General features: G+C 70.2%; 19 protein-coding genes. 13 read left to right on the top strand and 6 right to left on the bottom strand.

Going from position 1 to position 21,666, the window contains the following annotated elements; translation table 11 throughout:
• Positions 1-2 precede the first annotated feature (2 nt).
• Positions 3-314, bottom strand: a complete 312-nt coding sequence (locus tag C8E84_RS12835; RefSeq protein WP_211675546.1) for a virulence factor — start codon at positions 312-314, stop codon at positions 3-5.
• A 23-nt stretch (positions 315-337) separates the two neighbouring features.
• Between C8E84_RS12835 and C8E84_RS12830 the strand changes: the two genes are divergently transcribed.
• Complete coding sequence (locus tag C8E84_RS12830) at positions 338-1,288, top strand: NAD(P)-dependent alcohol dehydrogenase (protein ID WP_159902707.1); 951 nt, start codon at positions 338-340, stop codon at positions 1,286-1,288.
• A 1-nt stretch (position 1,289) separates the two neighbouring features.
• Here the strand turns inward: C8E84_RS12830 and cysM are convergent, their stop codons facing one another.
• Entirely contained in the window at positions 1,290-2,204 is a 915-nt protein-coding gene (gene cysM, locus C8E84_RS12825) for a cysteine synthase CysM (protein WP_211675543.1), read from the bottom strand.
• A gap of 32 nt (positions 2,205-2,236) precedes the next feature.
• Here cysM and C8E84_RS12820 point away from each other — a divergent pair, with 32 nt between their 5' ends.
• The gene (locus tag C8E84_RS12820; RefSeq protein WP_159902705.1) at positions 2,237-2,989 is read left to right on the top strand and encodes a 4'-phosphopantetheinyl transferase family protein; all 753 of its coding nucleotides are present in this window, start codon (positions 2,237-2,239) and stop codon (positions 2,987-2,989) included.
• Here C8E84_RS12820 and C8E84_RS12815 read toward each other — a convergent pair.
• From C8E84_RS12815 to C8E84_RS12805, 3 genes are read right to left on the bottom strand one after another with little or no spacing between them, the layout of a single operon-like run.
• Positions 2,907-4,214 (bottom strand): M1 family metallopeptidase, encoded by a 1,308-nt coding sequence (locus tag C8E84_RS12815; RefSeq protein WP_159902703.1) that lies wholly within the window; start codon positions 4,212-4,214, stop codon positions 2,907-2,909. The two genes, C8E84_RS12820 and C8E84_RS12815, sit on opposite strands and share 83 nt — an antisense overlap.
• Positions 4,211-8,143 (bottom strand): Pls/PosA family non-ribosomal peptide synthetase, encoded by a 3,933-nt coding sequence (locus C8E84_RS12810; RefSeq protein WP_425495955.1) that lies wholly within the window; start codon positions 8,141-8,143, stop codon positions 4,211-4,213. The genes C8E84_RS12815 and C8E84_RS12810 overlap by 4 nt, the downstream gene beginning before the upstream one ends.
• Complete coding sequence (locus C8E84_RS12805; protein WP_159902701.1) at positions 8,103-8,483, bottom strand: hypothetical protein; 381 nt, start codon at positions 8,481-8,483, stop codon at positions 8,103-8,105. Before C8E84_RS12805 ends, C8E84_RS12810 begins: the two co-directional genes overlap by 41 nt.
• 38 nt (positions 8,484-8,521) lie before the next feature.
• On the opposite strand from C8E84_RS12805, the gene C8E84_RS12800 reads away from it, so the two are divergent.
• From C8E84_RS12800 to C8E84_RS12785, 4 genes are all read left to right on the top strand, one after another.
• Positions 8,522-9,406: a polysaccharide deacetylase family protein gene (locus C8E84_RS12800; protein ID WP_159902699.1), complete on the top strand. Its 885-nt coding sequence runs from the start codon at positions 8,522-8,524 to the stop codon at positions 9,404-9,406.
• 365 nt (positions 9,407-9,771) lie between these two features.
• Positions 9,772-10,989 (top strand): DUF2252 domain-containing protein, encoded by a 1,218-nt coding sequence (locus tag C8E84_RS12795; RefSeq protein ID WP_246196926.1) that lies wholly within the window; start codon positions 9,772-9,774, stop codon positions 10,987-10,989.
• An 80-nt stretch (positions 10,990-11,069) separates the two neighbouring features.
• On the top strand, positions 11,070-12,686 hold the full coding sequence (locus tag C8E84_RS12790) for an alpha/beta hydrolase (protein WP_211675541.1): 1,617 nt from the start codon (positions 11,070-11,072) through the stop codon (positions 12,684-12,686).
• 46 nt (positions 12,687-12,732) lie between these two features.
• Positions 12,733-13,218, top strand: a complete 486-nt coding sequence (locus tag C8E84_RS12785; RefSeq protein WP_159902695.1) for a hypothetical protein — start codon at positions 12,733-12,735, stop codon at positions 13,216-13,218.
• A gap of 63 nt (positions 13,219-13,281) precedes the next feature.
• Here C8E84_RS12785 and C8E84_RS12780 read toward each other — a convergent pair whose 3' ends face one another.
• Positions 13,282-13,668 carry a phage holin family protein gene (locus C8E84_RS12780; protein WP_246196925.1) on the bottom strand — a complete coding sequence of 129 codons (387 nt, stop codon included), beginning with the start codon at positions 13,666-13,668 and terminating at the stop codon, positions 13,282-13,284.
• 153 nt (positions 13,669-13,821) lie between these two features.
• Here C8E84_RS12780 and C8E84_RS12775 point away from each other — a divergent pair, with 153 nt between their 5' ends.
• From C8E84_RS12775 to C8E84_RS12745, 7 genes are all read left to right on the top strand, one after another.
• The gene (locus C8E84_RS12775; protein WP_159902691.1) at positions 13,822-15,825 is read left to right on the top strand and encodes a cation:proton antiporter; all 2,004 of its coding nucleotides are present in this window, start codon (positions 13,822-13,824) and stop codon (positions 15,823-15,825) included.
• 1,019 nt (positions 15,826-16,844) lie between these two features.
• Positions 16,845-17,528 carry an ImmA/IrrE family metallo-endopeptidase gene (locus C8E84_RS18170; RefSeq protein WP_343041667.1) on the top strand — a complete coding sequence of 228 codons (684 nt, stop codon included), beginning with the start codon at positions 16,845-16,847 and terminating at the stop codon, positions 17,526-17,528.
• Positions 17,525-18,049 (top strand): hypothetical protein, encoded by a 525-nt coding sequence (locus C8E84_RS12765; protein ID WP_159902689.1) that lies wholly within the window; start codon positions 17,525-17,527, stop codon positions 18,047-18,049. Before C8E84_RS18170 ends, C8E84_RS12765 begins: the two co-directional genes overlap by 4 nt.
• A complete protein-coding gene (locus C8E84_RS12760) occupies positions 18,046-19,809 on the top strand; it encodes a type IV secretory system conjugative DNA transfer family protein (RefSeq protein WP_159902687.1) in 1,764 nt (587 codons plus the stop codon). The genes C8E84_RS12765 and C8E84_RS12760 overlap by 4 nt, the downstream gene beginning before the upstream one ends.
• A 67-nt stretch (positions 19,810-19,876) precedes the next feature.
• Positions 19,877-20,308, top strand: coding sequence for a single-stranded DNA-binding protein (locus C8E84_RS12755; RefSeq protein WP_159902685.1), 432 nt, complete (start codon positions 19,877-19,879; stop codon positions 20,306-20,308).
• Between the two features lie 12 nt (positions 20,309-20,320).
• Positions 20,321-20,884 carry a hypothetical protein gene (locus tag C8E84_RS12750; protein ID WP_159902683.1) on the top strand — a complete coding sequence of 188 codons (564 nt, stop codon included), beginning with the start codon at positions 20,321-20,323 and terminating at the stop codon, positions 20,882-20,884.
• 131 nt (positions 20,885-21,015) lie between these two features.
• Positions 21,016-21,321 carry a hypothetical protein gene (locus tag C8E84_RS12745; protein WP_159902681.1) on the top strand — a complete coding sequence of 102 codons (306 nt, stop codon included), beginning with the start codon at positions 21,016-21,018 and terminating at the stop codon, positions 21,319-21,321.
• Positions 21,322-21,666: the final 345 nt, after the last annotated feature.

The following is a 21,666-nucleotide window of genomic DNA, read 5'->3' as shown; positions in this document are numbered from 1 at the left end:
GGTCAGCCTTGGGCCGGCCCGATGGCGTCGAGGTAGGCCGCGATCGCCTCGTCCCCCCACTGCTCCTCGAAGCCGCGCACGGCCTCGTCGGCGGCGGCGGCGAGGTCACCGCTGGTCTCCTCCCACGGCGTGCGGGTCCAGCCCTCGAGGTAGGCGGTGCTGTCGACCGCGCCGAGGCGCATGGCGGCCTCGTCGATCGCCTCCTGGAAGCGCGGCGGCAGCGGCACCTTGACCACGTCGTCTCCGTCGCGGGCGACCACGAGGGAGGGGAGGCCACACCACCAGGTCACCTGGATCTCAGCAATGGCGTGCATGCTGCCACGGATACGGTGGGGGGATGAAGGCCGTCGTGTACGACCGGTACGGTCCGCCGTCAGTGCTGCGCGTGGTTGACGTGCCCGTGCCGACACCGGGGGCCGGTCAGGTGCTCGTCGAGGTGGTGGCCACGTCGATGAATCTCTCCGACTGGGAGTGCCTCGTCGGCCGCCCGGCGTATGCCCGCATCGGTGGGCTGCGGCGCCCGGCGCGGCCGGTGCTCGGTTCGGACATCGCCGGGAGGGTGGCGGCGGTGGGCCCGGGGGTGACCCGGTTCAGCCCGGGTGACGAGGTCTACGGGGACAACCTCGGCCTCAAGGGCGGCTTCGCGCAGTTCGCGGTGGCACCCGAGTCGGTGCTCGCCCCCAAGCCCGCGTCACTGACCTTCGCCCAGGCGTCGACGCTGCCGCAGGCCGGTCCCATCGCGCTCCAGGGAACGGCCGGGGCTCGGCCGGGGTCGCGGGTGGCCGTCAACGGGGCGGGCGGTGGCTCGGGTTCGCTCGCCGTGCAGCTGGCCAAGGCCGCGGGAGCGCACGTCACAGCCGTCGACAACGCCGGGAAGCTCGACTTCCTGCGGTCGCTGGGTGCTGACGCGGTCGTCGACCATCGGGTGGAGGACGTCACCAGGCTCGGGTCTTTCGACCTCGTGCTCGACCTCGTCGCACACCGCTCGGTGCGTGACTACCGCCGCGCCCTCGCACCCGGCGGCGAGTACCTCGCGGTGGGCGGCTCGGTGTCCACGATGCTGCGCCTGCTGACGGCCGGAACCGTGCTGGGGCGGGCAAGTGGTCGGCGACTCGGCGTGCTAGCCGTCAAGCCCGGGCCGGAGCACTTCATCCCCCTCGAGGCCCGCTGCTCCTCCGGAGAGGTGCGCATCCACATCGACCGCGAGGTCCCATTCGACGAGGTCCCAGAGGCGCTGGCGTCCGTCGGCGAGGGCCGGGTGCTCGGCAAGGTCGTCGTGACGCCGTAGCTCAGGCGGGGAACACGCCGCTGGAGAGGTACCGGTCACCGCGGTCGCAGACCACGAAGACGATCGTCGCGTTCTCGATCTCCTGCGCCACCTGGAGTGCGGTCCAGCACGCGCCTGCCGCGGAGATGCCGCCGAAGATGCCCTCCTCGCGGGCCAGCTGGCGGGCCATCTCCTCGGCGTCCGCCTGGGAGACCTCCACGGTGCGGTCGACGGCCGAGGGGTCGAAGATCCTCGGCACGTATTCCGGTGGCCACGCGCGGATGCCCGGGATCTTGGACCCCTCGGCGGGCTGTGCCCCGACGATCTGCACCCCGGGGTTGCGCGACTTCAGGAACCGCGAGACCCCGGTGATCGTGCCAGTGGTCCCCATCGCGGACACGAAGTGGGTGATCCGCCCGTCGGTCTGGCTCCAGAGCTCCGGGCCCGTGCCGACCTCGTGGGCTCGCGGGTTGTCCGGGTTGCCGAACTGGTCCAGGACCCGGCCGCGCCCTTCGCGCTCCATGCGCGTCACGACGTCGCGGGCCTCTTCCATTCCCCCCGATGCAGGGGTGAGCACGAGCTCTGCTCCGTACGCCTTCATCGTCTGGATGCGCTCGATCGAGGCGTCCTCGGGCATCACGATGACCAGGGGGTACCCGCTGATCGCCGCCGCCATCGCCAGGCCGATCCCGGTGTTGCCGGAGGTGGCTTCCAGCAGGGTGTCGCCGGGCGAGATCTCCCCGCGCTCCTCGGCGCCCCTGATCATGCTGATCGCCGGCCGGTCCTTCACCGAGCCGGCCGGGTTGTTGCCTTCGAGCTTGGCAAGCAGCACGTTGCCGCGGCGTTCGTTCTCCGGCCCCGGAAGGCGCTGCAGACGCACCAGCGGGGTGCCACCGATGACGTCCTCCATCGTGGGGTACGGCCCAGAGTTGCTCACCCGCGGAAGTCTACGGCGGCTACGTTGAGGTCATGCCGCCACGTCGTTCCGCAGGCGAACCGCTCGCGCTCCCGGCGGTGTGGCGGATCGGGTGGGGCGTGACGACCGGGGCGGCCGACCCCGCCATCCTGTACCCGGCTGAAGCAGCCCTTGTCACCCGTGCCCTCCCGGAACGCGTGGCCGAGTTCGCCACGGGACGCGAGTGCGCACGAACCGCCCTGCGCGAGATCGGGGTCGTGACGTCTGACCACCCGATCCTGGCCGACCCCCACGGCGCCCCGCTGTGGCCGGCCGGGGTCATCGGCAGCATCACCCACACCGCGGGCTGGACCGGCGCCGTCGCGGCCCGACAGGGCACGGGCGTGAGGGGGCATCGCACCGGCCTCGCCTCGATCGGCCTGGACGCCGAGGTGATGGCGCCTTTGCCCGACGGGGTGCTCGACGTCGTCGCGACATCGCCCGAACGCGCTGAGCTGCACCTCCTCGACAAGAGCCACCCCGGCACCCCTTGGGACACCCTGCTCTTCGCCGCCAAGGAGGCCACCTACAAGGCGTGGTACCCGCTGACCGGGGTGGTGCTGCACCACGAGCAGGTGCGAGTCCAGCTCACCGCCGACGGCACCTTCCGCGCGGAGGCGAGTGACGGCATCCGGATGCCGTTGCGTGTGCAGGGGCGGTGGCGCGCCGGTCCCGACGTGGTGCTCACCCTTGCTGCGGTGGCAGCTCGGGAAGTTCCTCGCGACGCAGCCACGCGTCGAACAGCTCGCGGTGCGGCGAGCCGCTGACCGACTCGACGCACGCCTCGAAGTCGGCGGTCGTGACGACCTCGTAGCGGTGGGTGTCGACCCAGGTGCGCAGCACGTCGAAGAACATCTCGTCACCGAGGGTCAGGTGCAGGGCGTGCAGGGTCAGCGCCCCCCGCTTGTAGACCCGGTCGTCGAAGACGCGGTCGGCTCCGGGGTCGGTGAGCACGAGGTCCTGGGGCTTGCGGGCGAGCCCGTCGTGGTGGCGGGCGGCCTCCTGCCTGAGCGTCGTGCGCCCGGACGCCTGCGACCACAACCACTCGGCATAGCAGGCGAATCCCTCGTGCAGCCAGATGTCGGCCAGCGAGGCGGCGGTGACGGCGTTGCCGAACCACTGGTGCGACAGCTCGTGCGCGATGAGCCGCTGCGCCGACCAGTCCCGGCTGAGGTGGTTGGTGCCGAACGTCGACAGCGACTGCGACTCGAGGGGGATCTCCAGCGGGTCGTCGGTGACGACGGCGGTGTAGCGCTCGAACGGGTACGGGCCGAACAGCGAGGTGAACACCTCGAGCATGCGCGGCTGGTCGGCGAGCGCCTCACGCACCGACTGCATGCGCGCCGGCGGCCCGACGAGCCACGTCGGCACCGGAGCGCCCGTCTGGGGCTCGGCGTCGTAGCGGCCGATCTGGAGGGTCGCGAGGTACGGGGCCATGGGTTCGCGCTGCTCGTGCACCCACTCGGCGCGGCGCCCGACGCTCTTGTGACTGACGAGGATGCCGTTCGCGACGACCCGGTAGGCGGGGTCGGTCTCGACGCGGATGCGGTAGCGGGCCTTGTCGGCCATCCGGTCGTTGCAGGGGAACCAGGTCGGGGCGCCGTGCGGTTGGGCGGCGACGAGCACCCCGTCGGTGAGCTCCTCCCAGCCGGCCGGGCCGTCGGGGCCGGGCATCGTGCCGGGGTTGCCCCGGTAGGCGATGGTGAGCAGCAGCGGCTCACCGGCAGGCAGGGCATGGGTGAGGCGGATTCGCAACCGCGAGCCCCGGTGCGACCAGCGGGCCACCTTGGCGCCCTCGACGCGCAGGCTGCGCACCTCGAGGCGGTGCAGGTCGACGACGAGGTCGGTGAGGTCGACCACGGCCCGCACCGAGAGCTCGGCGCGGCCCTCGAGGTGGTTGCCGAGCGGCTTGTAGCGCAGGTCGAGGGCGTAGTGCTCGACCTGGTACCGGTCGTCGCCGTGACCGGGCAGGTAGGGGTCGGAGCCGGTCACTCGGGCTCAGCCCACGGGCCGACGGGGTTGCCGATCCACCGGGTCTTGTCGGGCACCGACTCCCCGCGCATGACGAGCGAGACCGGCCCGACGGTGGCGTGGCGCCCGATGCGAGCTGCCGGGAGGATGACGGAGTTGGGGCCCAGTGTGCCCCCGTCTGCGATCGTCACCCGGTCCATCGCGAGGATCCTGTCATGGAACAGGTGGGTCTGGACCACACACCCGCGCCCCACTGTCGCCCCGTCGCGCAGGTCGATGAGGTCGGCCTCGGGCAACCAATAGGTCTCGCACCACACGCCGCGGCCCACCCGAGCCCCCATGCTTCGCAACCAGACGTTGAGCACGGACGTGCCGACGGCGGCCCGGGCGAACCACGGGGCGGCCACGACCTCGACGAAGGTGTCGGCGAGCTCGTTGCGCCAGACGAACGAGCTCCACAGCGGGTGCTCCGACGGTCGAAGGCGCCCGACGAGCAGCCACTTGGCGACCGTCGTGACCCCGACGGCCACGGCGCCCGCGACGAGCAGCACCGGCCCCCCGAACACGATCGCCCACAACGCCCCGGCGTCGACCAGGGCGAGCAGGGCCGCGGCACTGAGCACGATGATGGCCATGTGCACCCACACCGCGACGATGCGGGCGAGTTCGACGAGGGCGCGAGCCACCCGCAGCCGCGTCGGCGGCGCATGGGTACGGGTGGTGTCGCCGCTCTCGGTGTCGCGGCGCAGCGGTCGGGGTGGGCTGCCGAGCCAGGAACTGCCGGCCTTGGCGGTCCCCCGTTGCGGCGCGGCCGACAACACGGCGACCAGGGCGTGCTTGGGCACCTTGCGGCCGGGCGCCGCCATGCCGGAGTTGCCGACGAACGCGCCCTTGCCGACGCGCACGGGCTCGACGCGCAGCCAGCCACCGCCGAGTTCGTAGCCACCGACGAGGGTGTCGTCCGCGAGGAAGGCCCCAGCGCGCACCGTGACGAACGTCGGCAGCATGAGCACGGTCGAGGCCTCGACGTCGGGGCCGATGTCGGCGCCGAGGGCCCGCAGCCACCACGGGGTCAGGCTCGAGGAGTAGAGCGGGAACAGCCAGGTGCGCGCCTCGTCAAGCACCCGCAGCACCGACCAGGCCTGCCACGCCCGCAGACCGTGCACGGGGTGGTGGCCCGGTTCGAGACCGATCGAGAGCAGCCGCACCGTGACGAGCACCAGCCCCACGAGCACGACGAGACCGACGACGGTGGCGACCGGCAGCCACAGCAGCGCCGCGGTCACCAGCCCGGCCAGGTCGGTGGCCGCGGAAAGCTCGGGCAGCGCGACGGTGACGCCGGCGAGCACGGCGAGCACCGGCATCAGCGACAGCACGATGGCCGACGCGGCGTAGGCGAGCACCCAGACGCGGCGGTTCGGCGGACGCTCCGGCGTCCACGGTCCACGGGCCGCTCCCGACGGGCCGGCGGGCGCACCCGACCACGCCTCGTCGGCGGGCACCGGCCCGAACACGGCCGACCCGGGCGCGACCTCCGCCCGGTCGCCGATGTCCGCCCCGGGGAGCAGGGTGCTGCGCGCCCCGACGCGGGCCTCCTCACCGACGGCCATCGCCCCGATGTACACGTGGCCGCCGTCGAGCCAGTGCCCTGCCAGGTCGACTTCGGGCTCGATGGAGCAGCCGGTGCTGAGCGTGAGCAGACCGGTGACCGGCGGGATGCTGTGGAGGTCGACGTGGCGACCCACCCGGCATCCGAGCAGTTTCGCGTAGACGCGAACGAGGGGCGCGGCCGACAGGTTCGTGGCCCCCAGTTCGTCAACCAGTCGCTCGGCGAGCCAGAGCCGCAGGTGCACCCGGCCACCGCGGGGGTAGCGACCGGGGCCGACCCCGCGCAGCACCAGGCGCGCAGCGGCGGCACCGAGAAGCACCCGCCCGAAGGGGTTGATGAGGAGCAGCCATCCGACGAGCACCCAGCCCCACGCGATGCTCGGCAGCCACGGCGCGTCGAGGACCCGGTGCACGACGAGCAGCCCGAGACCGATCCACGTCAGCCAGCGCAGCGCCCCGATCGACCGCACGACGACGGTGCCGAGCACCTGCGCGACCTGGGTGTCGCGCGGGACCGGCGAGACCGAGGCGTTGGTGCGGCCGGTCGGGGCCGCCATGGCATCGAGGGTCTGCGCGAGGTCGGCGAGGACGGGGTGCTCGTAGACGTCGGCGACGGTGACGTCCGGATGCCGTTCGCGCAGTTTGGAGACCAGCTGGGCTGCGCTGAGGCTCCCCCCACCGAGGTCGAAGAAGTCCTCGTCGGGGGCGGAGGGCGGCGAGCCGAGGATGGCGGCCCAGTGCCCGGCGATCCAGGCGGCCGTGCCGTCGAGCTCGAGGTCGGGGGTGCCGGATGCCGTGGCACCGGTTCCGCGGGACGCGCCGGGTGGCGGCCACGGCAGGGCGTCGCGGTCGATCTTCCCCGAGGTGCGGGTGGGCAGGGTGTCGACGACGGCGATGCGCGGGACGAGGGCGGCCGGCATCGACGCGCGCAGCTGCTCGGCCGCGGCCTTGGGGTCGAAGCCCGCGTCGGCGGTGACGTAGCCGACGAGCAGCCGGTTGCCCGCCTCGGTGCGCTTGACCGCAGCGGCGGCTCCGCTGACCCCGGGGAGGCCGAGCAGGGCGCTGTCGACCTCACCGAGCTCGATCCGTCGACCACCGACCTTGACCTGGTCGTCGGCACGCCCCTGGAAGACCAGACCCACGCCGTCGAAGCGGACGACGTCGCCGCTGCGGTAGGCGCGCTCCCAGCCCAGGCCCGGCATCGGGGCGTACACCGCGGCATCCTTCTCGGGGTCGAGGTAGCGGGCCAGGCCCACCCCGCCGATGATCAGCTCGCCCGGCTCGCCGTCGGGCACGCGCTGGCCCTGCGCGTCGACGACGGCGAGGTCCCAGCCGTCGAGCGGGAGGCCGATGCGCACGGGGGGCTGGCCGTCGAGCTGGGCACCGCAGGCGACGACGGTGGCCTCGGTGGGTCCGTAGGTGTTCCAGACCTCGCGGGTGTCGGTGGCCAGGCGCGCGCCGATCTCGGGAGGGCACGCCTCGCCGCCGAGGATGAGCAGTCGGACGTCGGCGAGGGCGTCGGCCGGCCAGAGGGCGACGAGGGTGGGCACGGTCGAGACGATGGTGATGTCGTTGGCGACCAGCCAGGGCCCGAGGTCCATGCCCGAGCGCACGAGGGAGCGCGGTGCCGGCACGAGGCAGGCGCCGTACCGCCAGGCGAGCCACATCTCCTCGCAGCTGGCGTCGAACGCGACGGACAGACCTGCCATGACCCGGTCGCCCGGGCCGATCGGGCGCTGCTGGAGGAACATCCGCGACTCGGCGTCGACGAAGGCGGCGGCGTTGCGGTGGCTGACGGCGACGCCCTTGGGCAGGCCGGTCGAGCCCGAGGTGAAGATGACCCAGGCGTCGTCGGTGAGCTCGGGGTCCTCCTCCGCAGCCTCGTCGGGGTCTGCGTCGGGCCGCGCGGCCGGGCCGGATCGGATGACGAGGTCGGTGCCGACGATCGCGGCGACCCCGGCCTCGCCGAAGACGACTCTCGCCCGCTCGTCTGGGTCGTCGTGGTCGACCGGCACGTACGCCGCACCGGCAAGCAGGATGCCGGTGATCGCGACGTAGAGGTCGGTGGTCCCCGACGGGATGCGCACCCCGACCCGGTCGCCACGCCGGACACCGTCGCTGCGCAGCGCCGTCGCGAGCTCCTGGGCGGCGTCGAGCAGTTCGTCGTAGGTCAGGACCTCGCGGCCGTTGTCGATGGCCGGGGAGTCGGGATGTGCATCGGCGGTGGCGCGCAGGATGTCGACGAGGGTGCGCGGCTCCGGAGCGAGGTGGGCACGCAGCAGCGGGTCGGTCACGTCGAGGTCACGCTGCGAGGGTTCGCCTGACGGCGTCGAAGGCTCCACGTGCCCAGTCTGGCGTGACGAGGTGAACGCCGCGTGACGACTGCGTTCGCCGCGCCGTGCGAGATCCGATCCGGCCGCCGACGAGCACCCACTGGGGCGCGGGGGTGCCAGCCTGGCGCTTCACGACTCCGGTGGCGCGAGCCCCCGCGAGCCCGACGGCGAGGAAGGAGAACGTCACCATGGACACTGCGAAGGACGCCAGGCCGGGTGCCAGGTACTGCACGACCCGCACGCCACCGCGTTCGTCGACGACCTCGTTGCCGACGCGGGCGGACAGCAGCACGAGGAAGAGCAGTGGCAGCCCGATGCTGAGGACCAGGGTGATCGGGGTGCGCGACAACGCGGCGCGCGGTTGTGAGTGATCACTCCCCTCCGGCCGTGCCGCATGATGGCGACAGCGACGTGCTCCCCATCAGCAGCACGAAGGAGGCCGGAATGGACGATCGGGCCGGCGTCCAGGGCACGCTCCGCACCCGCTGGGCGGGCAGTGCCGTGCGGGCCGGGTCCGGGTTCCTGGTGGCAGTGGCGGCCCTCGGGGCCGTGGTCGCCTACGTCGTGCGCCGGCAGCCCCAGCGGGCGTTGGGTGTGCTCGGCGTTAGGGGTCCGGTCCTGTTCGGTGCGCGGTCGCCGGCGCGGCAGGTGGCGATCACCATCGATGACGGCCCCACGCCCGGGCTGACCACTGCGCTGCTCGGGGTGCTGCGGGCTCACCGGGCCCGGGCCACGTTCTTCCTGCTCGGCTCAGGCGTCGAGGCGCACCCTGACCTGGCTCGAGCTGTTGTCACAGGCGGTCACGAGATCGGCAACCACGGATGGTCGGACCGACCTGCCGGGCTGCTGTCGCGGGCTGCCCTCGCCGAGGACCTCAGCCGGACGGCGACGACGATCGAGACCGCGACCGGCATCCGAGCGCGGTTCATGCGACCAGGATCGGGCTGGTTGCGTCCGGGGCAGCTGCGCGACGTGCTGGCAGGTGGGGCCGAGGTCGCCCTGGGGTCGATCGCGGTGCTGGACCTCGAGGTGCGAGACGTCGAGCGCGAACTGGCATTCGTGCTGAGGCGGGTGCGGCCGGGGTCGGTCATCGTGCTGCACGAGGGGCGCCCGGAGCGGGCTGGCGTGGTGCCGCTGCTGGACCGCCTGCTCGGCGAACTGGGCCAGCAAGGGTACGAGTGCGTGACGCTGTCCGTCCTGGTCGATGGCGCAGCGCCGCCTGCAGTCACGCAGAACCGTCCACCACCACCGAGAACCGTCCCGACCACCTAGAGCGTGTCTGCTAATGATCTGGGGCCGGGCCCGGCATCGTTGCGCTCATGCTTCGTGATGGCGTGATCAGTGACGAGTTGTGGGATGTCCTGGAGTCGGTCATGCCGCAGGATGACGGGCGTCGTGGCCGCCCGTGGAATGACCACCGCCGCGAGTGAGGCAGTGGGAGGCCAGCCAGCGCAGAGACGCTATCCTCCCGATCATGACGCGATGGCCCAACCCATGACGCGATGGCCCAACCCATGACGCGGCGGCGACGCCCCTCGACCCAGGACCTCTTGGAGACGGGTAAGCGCCTTCGTCAGCAGACTCCTCGGTCCTCACTGGCCACCTTGTCCACAGGACTTCGTGACCCTCTAGGCATCGTGGCCGAACAGAACGCCGGCCGCCTCCAGGAGCTCATCCCGTTGCGGGCGGAGCGCATGTCGCAGAGCGCCTTCGCGTTCTATCGTGGCACCGCCGCGTTGATGGCGGCTGACCTTGCGGACTGTCCGACCACGGACGTGCAGGTTGCTTCCTGCGGCGACGCACACGTCGCGAACTTCGGGTTCTACGCCTCCCCTCAGCGGACGCTGGTGTTCGACCTCAACGACTTCGACGAGGCGGCCAGCGCCCCCTGGGAGTGGGATCTGAAGCGGCTCGTGACCAGCGTGGTGGTCGGTGGCCGTGACAATGATCGAGAGCCGGACGTTATCGAGCGGGCGGCACGGCGTACGGTCCTGGCCTACCGCAAGGCTCTCCTGAGCAGCCTCGAGCACTCACCCCTGGAGCGCTACTACACGCACATCGATGCTGAGGGTGGGGCGGGACTTCTCGACAGGAAGTCGCGCCGTGCCTTGCTCAACGCGGTCAGGGACGCCAGGAAACGTACAGGCGATCGCGCCCTTCGCAGGCTCACCACGTCCGGTCCGGACGGAACGTTGCGCTTCAACGAGCGCCCCCCGACCATGGGTCCGCTCGATCCGGCACAGGCGGCGTTGGCGCACCGGCACATCGAGGCCTACGAGCGCAGTGCCGCCCCCGACGTCAGGGCCGTGCTCAGCCACTACACCGAGGTGGACACCGCCCGACGCGTGGTCGGAGTGGGCAGCGTGGGGACCCGATGTGCCCTGATCCTCTTCCAGGACGGCGACGGCAACGGTCTGATCATGCAGTCCAAGGAGGCTGGTCGCAGCGTGCTCGAGCAGTACGGTCGAGTCATGCAGCCCGATGTGCTGTCCGAGCTGGTTGCCGAGCACGGGCAGGGTGCCCGGGTGGTCTCATTCCAGCGGATCCTGCAGGCGGTCTCGGACCCCTTCCTCGGATATCTGCGAACGGACGACTTCGATCTCTACGTCCGCCAGTTCCACGACATGAAGGGCGGCATCGAGGTCGGCGTCCTCGACGACGGACCGTTCAGCACGTACGCCGAGGCGTGTGGTGTGGCGCTGGCCCGCGCACACAGCCAGTCGCCGCGGGCGGCGATCGTCGCGGGCTACCTCGGCTCCGGTCGCGCCGCGACCGATGCGATCCTGGAGTGGTCGATGGCGTATGCCGACCTCTCCGAGCAGGACTATCGAGCCTTCCTCGCCCAGGCCCGGTGATGCCTCACCCGGCGTCCAGGACAATGAGCTCCTGGCAGAGGCTCGGGCTGTCGGTGCCCGGGTGTTGGCTTGCTCTGCTCATGGCGGCGTTGTCCTTCCTGCCGTCGCTGATCCCGCGGCCCGCCCTCTATCAGGGGGCCATCACCGGGGTGAATGCCGCGATCGGCTACGGGTTGGGGGTTATCGCGGCCCTGCTCTGGCGTGAGGTGGCCGACCGGGAGCCTCGCTCACCGTCGACCGCCTCGGCTCGAGCGCTCGCCGTGATCGCGCCGCTGCTGCTCGTGGCGTCGGTTGTTGTCGGCGTCGTGTGGCAGCGCGAGGCGGCAGCGTTGGTCGGGCTCTCGCCCGAGGCGCCCTTCGCGGCCATCCTCGTCCTCCCGGTAGCAGTGCTGGTGTTCCTGCTCGTGCTGGGCATCTCACGGCTGGTGCGCAGGGCCACGCGAGCACTCATCGGCTGGCTTCGACGGCTCATGGGGCCGCGCGCGGCGCGAGTCGTCGGCGTGACCGCGGTCCTGCTCACGGTCGCCCTCGTCTTCAACGGTGTCGTCTTCGAGCGTGTCACCACCGCGGTCAATGCGGCCTTCTCTCTCACGAACAACGGCACACCTGAAGGCCTTTCGGCGCCCGTGAGTGCACTTCGGTCCGGTAGCACGAGCTCGCTCATCACGTGGGACTCGCTGGGGTTCCAGGGGAGGGCATTCGTCGGGCAGGGACCGGACGCAGCGCGTATTGCGGAGGTGTCCGAGCGAGCCGGTGAGGATCCCACGCAGACACTCGACCCGATCCGCGCATACGCGGGACTCGACTCCGCCCCGGACGTCGAGGCCCGAGCGACGCTGGCGGTGCAGGATCTGGAGCGCGCTGGGGGCTTCGAGCGGGCCCACCTGCTCATCGTCACCACGACGGGCACCGGATGGGTGGAGCCCACCTCTGTGACTGCCTTCGAGCACCTCACCCACGGCGACAGCGCGACCGTGTCCATGCAGTACTCTTTCCTGCCGTCACCGCTGTCGTTCCTCGCCGACCGGGAGAACGCCCGCAACGCCGGCCGTGCGCTGTTCGACGCGGTGTACGAGCGCTGGAGCCAGCTGCCAGCCGGTGAGCGGCCACGGCTCTACGCGTTCGGGGAGAGCCTGGGGTCCTACGGTGCCGAGGCGGCCTTCAGTGGGGAGTTCGACATGGCGAATCGCCTGAGCGGAGCGGTGTTCACGGGGCCGCCGGGCTTTAACCATCTCTTCGGAGCGTTCGTGGAAGGTCGAGACGACGGCACACCCCAGATCGAGCCTTCATTCCGCGACGGCCGGACGGTTCGCTTCACCCTCGACCCGCGGCGGCCGGCCGGCCCTGCGGACCGGCCGTGGGACGGGGCTCGTGTTCTCTACATGGTCCACCCCTCTGACGCCATCACCTGGTGGAACACCGACGTGATCCTGAGTCGTCCGGACTGGCTCGAGGAGCCCCGCGGAGCCGATGTCCTCGACCAGACCCGCTGGGTCCCGTTCGTGACCTTCTGGCAGCTCAGCGCCGATCTCGGCCTGGCGATGGAGCCAGGCCCCGGCTACGGGCACAACTTCGCAGGTGAGCATGTGGACGCGTGGGCTCAGGTGCTGGGCCTGCAGGACTGGAGCACCGGACGCTCCGATGCGATCCGCGAGGCCGTGCTCACCCAGTCCCGTGATCCTTTCGGTGCCCCCTAGCTCGCAGGAGCCACGCATGCAGTCAACCACCCCAGGAGACGGCTCAATGCGTTCAGGGCTCAGTTCGCTCGTCCGCTCGGCCGAGGGTGTCTACGGCCTGATCCTCGTCGCCGGAATGATCGTTGTCAGTCGCAACCTGACGGGCACCTCCGCGCAGGCACTCCTCTCGGTCGTCGTCACACTGGTCATCTTCTTCGCAGCCCATGTCTATGCAGCCACGGTGTCCTGGATGGCAGAGGGTGAGGATGGCAGCGTGCCCGAGGCGTTGCGGCGGGGAATTCACGAGTCTGCCGGCCTGCTCGTGGTCGGCGCCATTCCCGTGGCGGTCCTGGCTCTCGGAGTCGTCGGTATCCTCCGGAACTCCGACGCTGTCTGGCTGGCGTTGGTCACCGACCTGGTGCTGCTCGGCCTGTTGGGCTGGTTCATCGCGTCGACGCGGACCACGCACCTCTGGGCCCGACTCGGCACCGTCGCGCTCACCGTGACGTTCGGCGCAGTGCTTATCGCGTTCAAGGCGCTGATCCACCACTGAGTTGCTTGACCAAGCACCGAGCCGATCGGCTGGCCGCCGAGCCTCACTCTGCCGCAGGGCCGTTCAGGGGGTTGAGGCAGTGCGCCCACCCACGCGCTTCTTGAGGAGCACGAGGGGCAGGAGCCAGGCTCCGAGGGCAGTGACGATCCACACCACCAAAGTGGCGCTGATCCAGCTCGAGACTCCGCTGATGCGCAAACCCTCAGGGAACCAGGTTGCGATCAGCAGGGCCACGAAGGTCGACACCAGTCCGATCCCGCCCAGCATCGCCGGGGCATACTTGCGCGCCACGTTGAAGATGAAGGGCGCGAGGATGCTCTGCGCCAAAGCGAAGACGGCGACGGCGATGAGGAACCCAGAGACGGACAGGCGCACTCCGGGGACGACCGCGGCCGCAACCAGCAGGCCGAGGGCCGCTGTTCCCAGGAAGATCACCGCGCGAATCAGCATCCGAGTCATGGTGGCACCAATCTCGATTCGCGCGTAGGACGCTCGCGCCTCACCTGTGTCTGGGGCCAAGAGTACCGGCGGCAGAGCGGGCGCGAAGCGCTATGCGGTGAACATCGCACACATGGGTCCACCGTCTGCCGATAGCGTCCGGTCATGAACGCTCTCCTGGGGACCGTGGAGATGACCATTCTGGTCCTCATCGTGGCGATTCTCGCGGGCCCGCTCCTGGGCGCCCGCTTGAGGGTGCCCGGTCTGCTCGCCCTCATCTTCCTCGGCATGATCTTCGGCCCGTTCGGCCTGGGTTGGCTCGGTCGGGTCGATCTCGTCTTCGACCTGGGCTCGATCGGGATCCTGTACCTGATGTTCCTGGCCGGACTGGGCTTCAATGTCAAGGCCTTCAACGACAACAGGACCAGTGCCCTGGGCTTCGGGCTGCTGTCCTTCGTCTTCCCATTCGGACTCAGCATGATCGCCGGTCTTTCGTACTTCGAGACCGGGATCCTGGCCGCGGCGCTGTTGGGGTCGATGTGGGCCTCGAACACCCTGGTCGCCTACCCGGACGTTCGTGCTGCCGGGCTGGAGAACACGCGGGCTGTGCGCGACGCCATGTCCGGAGGGGTGGTGGCCGACGTCCTGGCCCTGCTCATCCTGGCTGTGGCCAGCACGTATGCCGTGGTCGAGATCGCCGAGCCGGATGCGCTCGACACGGGTGCGGCGCCCACGCTTCCGCTGTACCTCAGCATCCCGCTGCTCGTCGCCTTCACTCTGTGGCTCCTGCCGAGGATCGGGGAGTGGTTCTTCGTCCGCGTCGGCCGCTCCCGGGTCCAGCGACTTCTCTTCGCCCTGGCAGGAATGGCCGCTGGTGCGACGTTGGCCGTGCTCGGAGGAATCGCCGGAATCATCGGCGCCTTCCTGGCCGGCCTCGGGCTGAACCGCCTGGTACCCAAGAACAGCGAGCTGATGGACCGCATCGACTTCGTCGGAACCAGCGTGTTCATCCCGGCGTTCCTGGTCTCCATCGGACTGCGGATCGACCCAGTGGCCCTCGTCGACTGGCGGACGATCCTGATGGGAGTGGTCTTCCTTGGCCTTGTCCTGGTCGGCAAGGGGCTGGCGGTCCTCGTGGCGGCGATGTTCTTCGGCTACTCCTCCGCCGAGCGAGGCCTGATCGGATCGCTCAGCATCGGCCAGGCCGCCTCGACCCTCGCGGTGGGTCAGATCGGACTCGAGCTGGGGCTGTTCGAGCAGCGGGTGGTCAACGCCTCCATTCTCACGATCGTGCTCGCGGCGCTGCTCACCAGCTTCGGCACCCAGTTCTACATCAGGCGGATGCCGCCTCCGGCTCCCAGCACCGGCGCCATCGGCGAGCGGGTCCTGGTCGATGTCCGCGCAGCCAGCTCGGCCTTGGCGCCGATGGTGCACTTCGCCGGACGGATCGCGCGCGGCGACGATGGGGTGCAGGTCCCGTTCGCCGTCTCGCCCCGCGCAGACAAGGCGGCCGCTCGGCAGCTCCTCGCCGACGCGGGGGCAGCCGCCGAGGCCGCAGGGCATGACAGTGAAGGCGTGCTGCGGCTCTCCGACTCCTTCCCCGACGGGGTGCTGGAACTGGCCGAGGAGGAGGACGCCACACTGCTGGTGCTCGAGTGGGACGGCCCGAGACCGAGCACCGACTTCCTCTTCGGCAGCGACCTGGACACCGTCGGGGCAGGATCCCCTGCGCCGACCGTGGGAGTCCATCTGAACTCACCGTGGGACCGGGTGATCGTCGTCCCCGGCACCGGCTACATCGCGTGGCACAGCGAGGACGTCCAGCTCACTTTGGACATCGCATGCCGCGTGGCCCCCAGGCGCCAATCCGGGCTGCTCGTGATCGCCAGTGACGAGGCAAAGGTCAAGGAGCACCTCGACCCGCACATCGAATTCCAGTTCGTCGCCGCAGACCGCCCTGGCGATTCCCTCCTCGAGCTGCTACAGCCCACCGACCTCGTCGTGGCCCCCGCATACCTGCTCCCTCAGATGCCCTTCGCGCGCCGCCTGCGCCTGGCCGGGCGCCTTGCCGACCAGAACCTCGCGATCGTCGCCGGCCCGGGTCGACTGACCGTCGCAGCCGGCACCATGCCTCACGCGATGGAGCGGATCCTCGGCCAGCACGCCTGACGGCGCGAGCACTGAGGAGCCACTCCCGCTCACGCCGCTGGTAAGGCACGCCGCACGTCCAGGTCCCCAAATGTGCGGACCGCGTCACGTTTGACGCGAGTAACACAGACTCGCTCGAACCCGACATCACATCGGTCGGGCTGACAGGATTTGACCGGCGGCCCCTTGACGCTGAGCATACCGCGGGCGGGCTTTGCTCCTACGTGCTCAAACCGGCTCTGACGCGAGACTCACGTGAATCTTCGCGCCAGGGGCCACATTCGGTGGTGTCCGAGGGGGGACTTGAACCTGATGGATTCGTGCTCAGGACAACGGCTTTCGCCGTTCCGAGCACGAAATCGCGCTCCGTTCGTCCCCGTTACTCCCTAAGAAACCGGGGGCGTGCCCCCTGGGGGTGCACCGATCTTCAGTTGGTAGACCTCAACCCTACTCGTCTGGCTGAAGGCAGCCGAGGCCTCCTTGCTAAGTGCTGCTCAACGATATCTCAGCCGCAATCGTCGATCTCTCGACGAACCCCACGACGGCTGTCCACAGGCAGGGGTGGACCTGCTGCGTTGTCGAAGAACTTGCCCCGGGACCTGCAGGGCCCTTCACAATCCGCCCTGTCATTTGGACCCCAACCCTCGGGACGAGATCGGGGCCCCGTCCCCTACATCACACCTCGGCTCCCTCTGAAGAACCTCGGGTTGTTGAGGAGGTTCCCCATCGGGCGCCGGAAGGCTCGGAACCGTTGCCGGGCGTGTCCGATGACCTCTTGATGACCTTAGAATGTCACGCCGGTTTGAAGAGTGCGGCGTGCGCATCGCCAGCCGCATCTGCGACCTCGACCGTGCGTCCGCGGCCAGGCAGCACCTTCGCGGGGACGCTTCGGCCATTGCGCGTGCACACGTCGCATTGGAGAAAGCTCCGCCGATGAGCGGCCAGTCAGCGTCAACGAAGCACAGCGCGCTGGTGACAGGCAGATCGCCGACGACATTTCGATCGAGCTCAGGACGGATCGGATTGAGCGGAGGCATTGCATGAGCCTGGACCGCTCGAAGCTGGTCGGCGTCAAGCCCGCCCACGTCTGGGACGTTTCGCAGACCGACGGTTCACCCATCCCCGAGCCGCCGGCCCCGCGGCTGCTGCGCGGGCAGGCACCAGCAGGATTGTGGGATGGGCTCGCGGACCAGATCACCGCTCGCGGCCTCGAGCTGCGTCTGGTCTCGAGCGCGGCCTCGATTGGCGGAGCCAACGGCCTGACCGACTACCTGACGCGGGAGGTCTCGGTGCGTATGGACATCGATGACGCTGCTCAGGTCAAGACGCTCGCTCACGAGCTGGGCCATGTCATGCTTCACGGCCCTGGGAACGCCGATGCTGCCATGCACCGCGGCATCGCCGAGGTCGAAGCGGAGTCGGTCGCGCTGATGGTGGGTGCCGCTCACGGTTTGGCGACCGATGACTACACGATCCCGTATGTCGCATCGTGGGCATCCAGCGTCCCTGGCAGGACAGCGGTGCAGGTCGTGCAGTCCACCGCCGAGCGGGTCCGCGGCGCCGCGGTGACGATCTTGGACAAGCTCGATACGGTGCAGGTCGGTGACGGCAGCCCGCCGGGCCTCGACCGCGAGGGGATCCGCCGCGAGGGCCTTGCCTCCGGGCCCGGCGCAGTCCCGGGACAGGCGCTTGCGCAGCGGCAGGTTGAGACGGTCGGGCTATGAGCATGCTCAACGCTGCCGCGCCGTATCGGCGAGGGGACCGGCAGCTGGCGCGGGCACCGGTGGTGTTGCCGCTGGTCGACGTCGTCGTCGACGAGCGGGGCTACCTGACGGTGAGCCTGGATCGTGAGCCGTACTCCGCCGACGGCGTGTTGATTCGCGATGACCTCCAACGGGTGCTCGATGACATCGCTTCCGACCTCGGCACGGCAGTGCGGGTCGAGGTCCGTGAGGCGGACGGCTCGACCTTCACCGACATCGTCACCCCACGAACGCAGTCGGTGCCCGATGCTGCTCTGGGCGCGCGACCCGCTCTGGCCTCAGCGTTTGGGATCTGCGCTGAGGGCTTCACCGCCGGTGAGCCCGTCGAGGTGTGTCTGGTCGTCGCCCGCCAGATCGCCGATGAGGACGGCACCACGCACCTTCGGCTGCCCCCGGCATTGCTTGACGCCCACCCGCAGGTGGTCCTGCTCGGACGGGCCTCGGGTGTGGTCGCACTCGCGCTCAGCGAGAGTGCGCAGTGAACCCACGCGGGCAAGGAGTCGATGACCAGCTGGTCAACCTCGGGATCCTCCTCATCGCTGCACTGGGCGCCATCGCCGCTCTCCTGCGGCTCGCGGGCACGCTCGCCGCGTGGCTGGCCGGAGCCGCCACCCCGCGTGGTGGGTGGGCTTCAGGGCTGGGCGTGCTCACCCACCCCGCCGACCCAGGCGCCGCGCTCGGCGCCGACGGGATGACTCCATGGGTCTACTGGCTTGTCCTGGCAGTCATGGTGGCCGTCACCGCCGCCGCAGCCACGTCGGCGTGGCGAGGCATCGCCTCGATCAAGCACACCAGCACCAGCGACCCGCACCGCCGTGCCGGAGTGGCCACCGCACGGGACGTGCGAACTGCTGCATCGCGCAAGGCACTGCTCTCACGCGGACGCACCCTGCGCCCATCGCTGCGCAAGGCCCGACCATCCGATATCGGCTACCTCATCGGGAGAGCCTGCGGGCAGCAGGTGTGGGCCTCGGTCGAGGACTCGATCCTGCTGCTCGGCCCGCCACGTTCCGGCAAGGGCCTGCACGTGGTCATCAACGCCATCCTCGACGCGCCCGGCGTCGTCATCACCACCGCGACCCGTCCGGACAACATCGCCGCCACTCTCAGCGCCCGCAGCAAACACGGCCCGGTCGCGGTCTTCGACCCGCAACAGCTCGCAGAAGGCCTGCCCGCCGGCCTTCGCTGGTCACCCGTGCGCGGCTGCCAGGATCCGCTGACCGCGATGATCCGCGCCACCGGCCTGGCGTCGGCCACCGGCCTGTCCACCGGCGGAGTCGAATCCGGCGGGTTCTGGGAAGGCAAGACCCGCACCGCCCTCCAAGCACTGCTCCACGCAGCAGCCCTCGACGACCGCTCCCCGCGCGAGCTGTTCAGCTGGACCCTCTCCCCCTCCGCCGCAGCCGATGCGGTCTCGATCCTGGCCAGCCACCCCCGGGCGGCACCCGGCTGGGCCGACTCCCTCGAATCCACGATCCACGCCGACCCCCGCACCCGCGACTCGATCTGGATGGGCGTCTCCCTGGCGCTGTCCTGTCTGGCCGACCCCCGCGTCCTGGACGCCGTCTCGCCCAAACCCGGCGAGCAGTTCGACCCCACCAGCTTCCTGACCAGCAACGGAACCCTCTACCTCCTCGCAACCGGAGCAGGCGCCGGCGCGTCCTGGTCGCTCGTGGCGGCATTCATCGAAGACCTTGTCGAGACCGCCCGCCACCTCGCCGCCGCCTCCCCCGGGGCGCGACTCGACCCGCCCCTGCTCCTGGCCCTCGACGAGATCGGCAACCTCTCCCCCCTTCCGTCACTGCCCGTCCTCATGGCCGAAGGAGGAGGCACCGGAATCACCACCATGCCGGTGCTCCAATCCCTCTCCCAGGCGCGCGACAAGTGGGGCGACCACGCAGCCGGCGCCATCTGGGACGCCAGCATCGTCAAGGTCATCCTCGGCGGCACCTCATCAGCGCGTGACCTCCAAGATCTCGCCGCCCTCATCGGCGAACGCGACGAACGCACCGACACCATCTCCATCGGAGAGCACGGCTACCGGTCCCTGCAGCGTTCCATCCGTCGCGTGTCCGTCATGCCCCCCGAGGCGATCCGCACCCTTCCCTTCGGAACCGCCCTGGTCCTCTTGCGCAGCGCCCCACCACTGGTCACCACGCTTCGCCCCTGGACCGACCGCGACGCCGCCGAGCAACTGCACCACGAACGCGCGCAGGTCGAGGGCACACTGCGTCGCCGGTGACCACCGGAACACCTGACTCGTGAGAGCGGTCGCCACCCCGGGCACCGCCCGAGGTCAGGAGTCAGCGATGACCATTCCCACCCAGTTGAGCTTGCAGGGGTTCATCGCCGCCGAGCCGCAACTGTCTTTCGGGGAGAGCGGCCACGCCCGGTTCTACTGCCGAGTCGGTATCGAGCAGCACCGCAAAGAGGCCGACGGCTCGTTCACCAAAATCGAGCCGGTCTTCTGCGACCTGGTCCTCTTCGACCGGTCGGCCGAGCGGGCGTACTGCAGGTTCAAGCCCGGCGACCAGATCCTCGCCTCGGGCTACATCCACGAATACGAGCAGGAGCTCCAAGGCGGCGCCAGCCGACTACGGGAGCAGTTCGTCGCCCGCCGCATCGGGCATGACTGCCTCCGCACCCGATACGTCGTAGACCGCGGCCAAGCCATGCCGCCAGAGCGGCGTGTCCGCGAGGCTGCGGTGGCCAACCAGCCTTCCCCCGCCGTCGGCACCTGATCGGCGTCAGCAATGAGCACACGAGTTGAGCCGGCCCAGGAAGGCCTGGACATCGAAGACCTCGAGTTTGCGCAGGGCGGGTTCGACGGGCCCGGTTCCGGGTTTGGGGTCGCCGACGTCAATGACGGCCAGGTCCTGCGTCCGATCAACTGGAACCTGCTCACCGCGGAGGAGGCTCTGCTGGAGTGGGCCGACCTGGACGCCTGGGTCCAGTGGCTTCGCCGTACCTTCGGGCTCCCGCCGAGTGTGGTGCCCCCGCTGTGGCACCGCCACGACGAGCTGGTCTGGGAACTCTCCGCCCTGCATACCCACTGGCTCAACGCCTACGACCCCGACGGCACACCATCAGGACCGATCGGCTGGCTTCGCGACTTCGCCGACGCCCGTCACCGACTCCGCGAGTGGGTCTCCAGCGCCGGCTGTCGTCTCGACCGTGACCGCCCCACCCGGCAGACCGCCTGGCCCGGGGAGGCACCACCCGAGGCCAGCGGTGAGGTCGAGATCCTCGACCGCCAGGCCGACTTCGTGCGGTTCGTCACCGAGGACGTCGCCGCCCGACGCCGCACCGAGGAGTAGGCCCCGAGTCCTGACAGTCCACCTGGTCGCTTCATCTGACCCGGTTGTCCACATCCGTACCGACTCACGTCACGTGAACCGACCCGCCTCTCCCACGGTGGAAGACACCCCTGGCAACCACGGAGGTTCTCATGCTGCTCGCCCACGCGCTCACCGTCGGGCAGGCCCGCTCCCGCCTGGCCGCTTTGGCCGATCGCGCCGTCACGATCGAGGCCTCGAGCGGCTACGAGGGTGTCCTGCTCCGCCTGGACGCCATCCACGGCGAGGACATCCCAGCCATCCACACGGTCGAGACGCATGACCGCGACGAGCTGTTCGCCCTTGCTCAGGGCGCGATCGAGGACCTGACCGGTCATGGCCTGGACCCCCTGACCGTCGAGCTGGTCCTGGACCTGCTGCACGCAGCCAGGGGCCTCGACGAGCCCGATGAGCACTGATGTACGGCCAGAACGCCGGCGTGCTGCGCGAGAGCCTGCGCGAGCTGCTGACCTTCCACCGCATCCAGCACCGCATCGGCGGAGCGGGACCTCGGCACGTGCCGGCGACCACCACAGCTGAGGAGCGCGAGCTGATTGGCGCACAGATCGCCCGTTACCGCCACAGCGTGCTCACCTGGTGCCACCAGGGCCTCTACGCAGCGAACCCGCACATCGACCACCAGACGCTGACCCGACGCACTCGCGGGCCGGTCGACGAGCTGCGCCACCGACTGGGTATCGCGCTCGGCAGTGATCACGCAGGACTACCCACGCTCGAGGAACTGACCACCACCCATCCATTCC

The sequence above is a fragment of the Ornithinibacter aureus genome, from assembly GCF_009858245.1.
Lineage (GTDB): Bacteria > Actinomycetota > Actinomycetes > Actinomycetales > Dermatophilaceae > Fodinibacter > Fodinibacter aureus.
This window is presented reverse-complemented; position numbering and strand designations above follow the sequence as displayed.

Excerpts from the sequence above, each read along its gene's own strand:
- C8E84_RS12835 (WP_211675546.1), bottom strand. The coding sequence starts at position 314 with ATGCACGCCATTGCTGAGATCCAGGTGACCTGGTGGTGTGGCCTCCCC.
- C8E84_RS12830 (WP_159902707.1), top strand. The coding sequence starts at position 338 with ATGAAGGCCGTCGTGTACGACCGGTACGGTCCGCCGTCAGTGCTGCGC.
- C8E84_RS12820 (WP_159902705.1), top strand. The coding sequence starts at position 2,237 with ATGCCGCCACGTCGTTCCGCAGGCGAACCGCTCGCGCTCCCGGCGGTG.
- C8E84_RS12790 (WP_211675541.1), top strand. The coding sequence starts at position 11,070 with ATGGCGGCGTTGTCCTTCCTGCCGTCGCTGATCCCGCGGCCCGCCCTC.
- C8E84_RS12785 (WP_159902695.1), top strand. The coding sequence starts at position 12,733 with ATGCGTTCAGGGCTCAGTTCGCTCGTCCGCTCGGCCGAGGGTGTCTAC.
- C8E84_RS12780 (WP_246196925.1), bottom strand. The coding sequence starts at position 13,668 with ATGCTGATTCGCGCGGTGATCTTCCTGGGAACAGCGGCCCTCGGCCTG.
- C8E84_RS12775 (WP_159902691.1), top strand. The coding sequence starts at position 13,822 with ATGAACGCTCTCCTGGGGACCGTGGAGATGACCATTCTGGTCCTCATC.
- C8E84_RS18170 (WP_343041667.1), top strand. The coding sequence starts at position 16,845 with ATGAGCCTGGACCGCTCGAAGCTGGTCGGCGTCAAGCCCGCCCACGTC.
- C8E84_RS12765 (WP_159902689.1), top strand. The coding sequence starts at position 17,525 with ATGAGCATGCTCAACGCTGCCGCGCCGTATCGGCGAGGGGACCGGCAG.
- C8E84_RS12755 (WP_159902685.1), top strand. The coding sequence starts at position 19,877 with ATGACCATTCCCACCCAGTTGAGCTTGCAGGGGTTCATCGCCGCCGAG.
- C8E84_RS12750 (WP_159902683.1), top strand. The coding sequence starts at position 20,321 with ATGAGCACACGAGTTGAGCCGGCCCAGGAAGGCCTGGACATCGAAGAC.
- C8E84_RS12745 (WP_159902681.1), top strand. The coding sequence starts at position 21,016 with ATGCTGCTCGCCCACGCGCTCACCGTCGGGCAGGCCCGCTCCCGCCTG.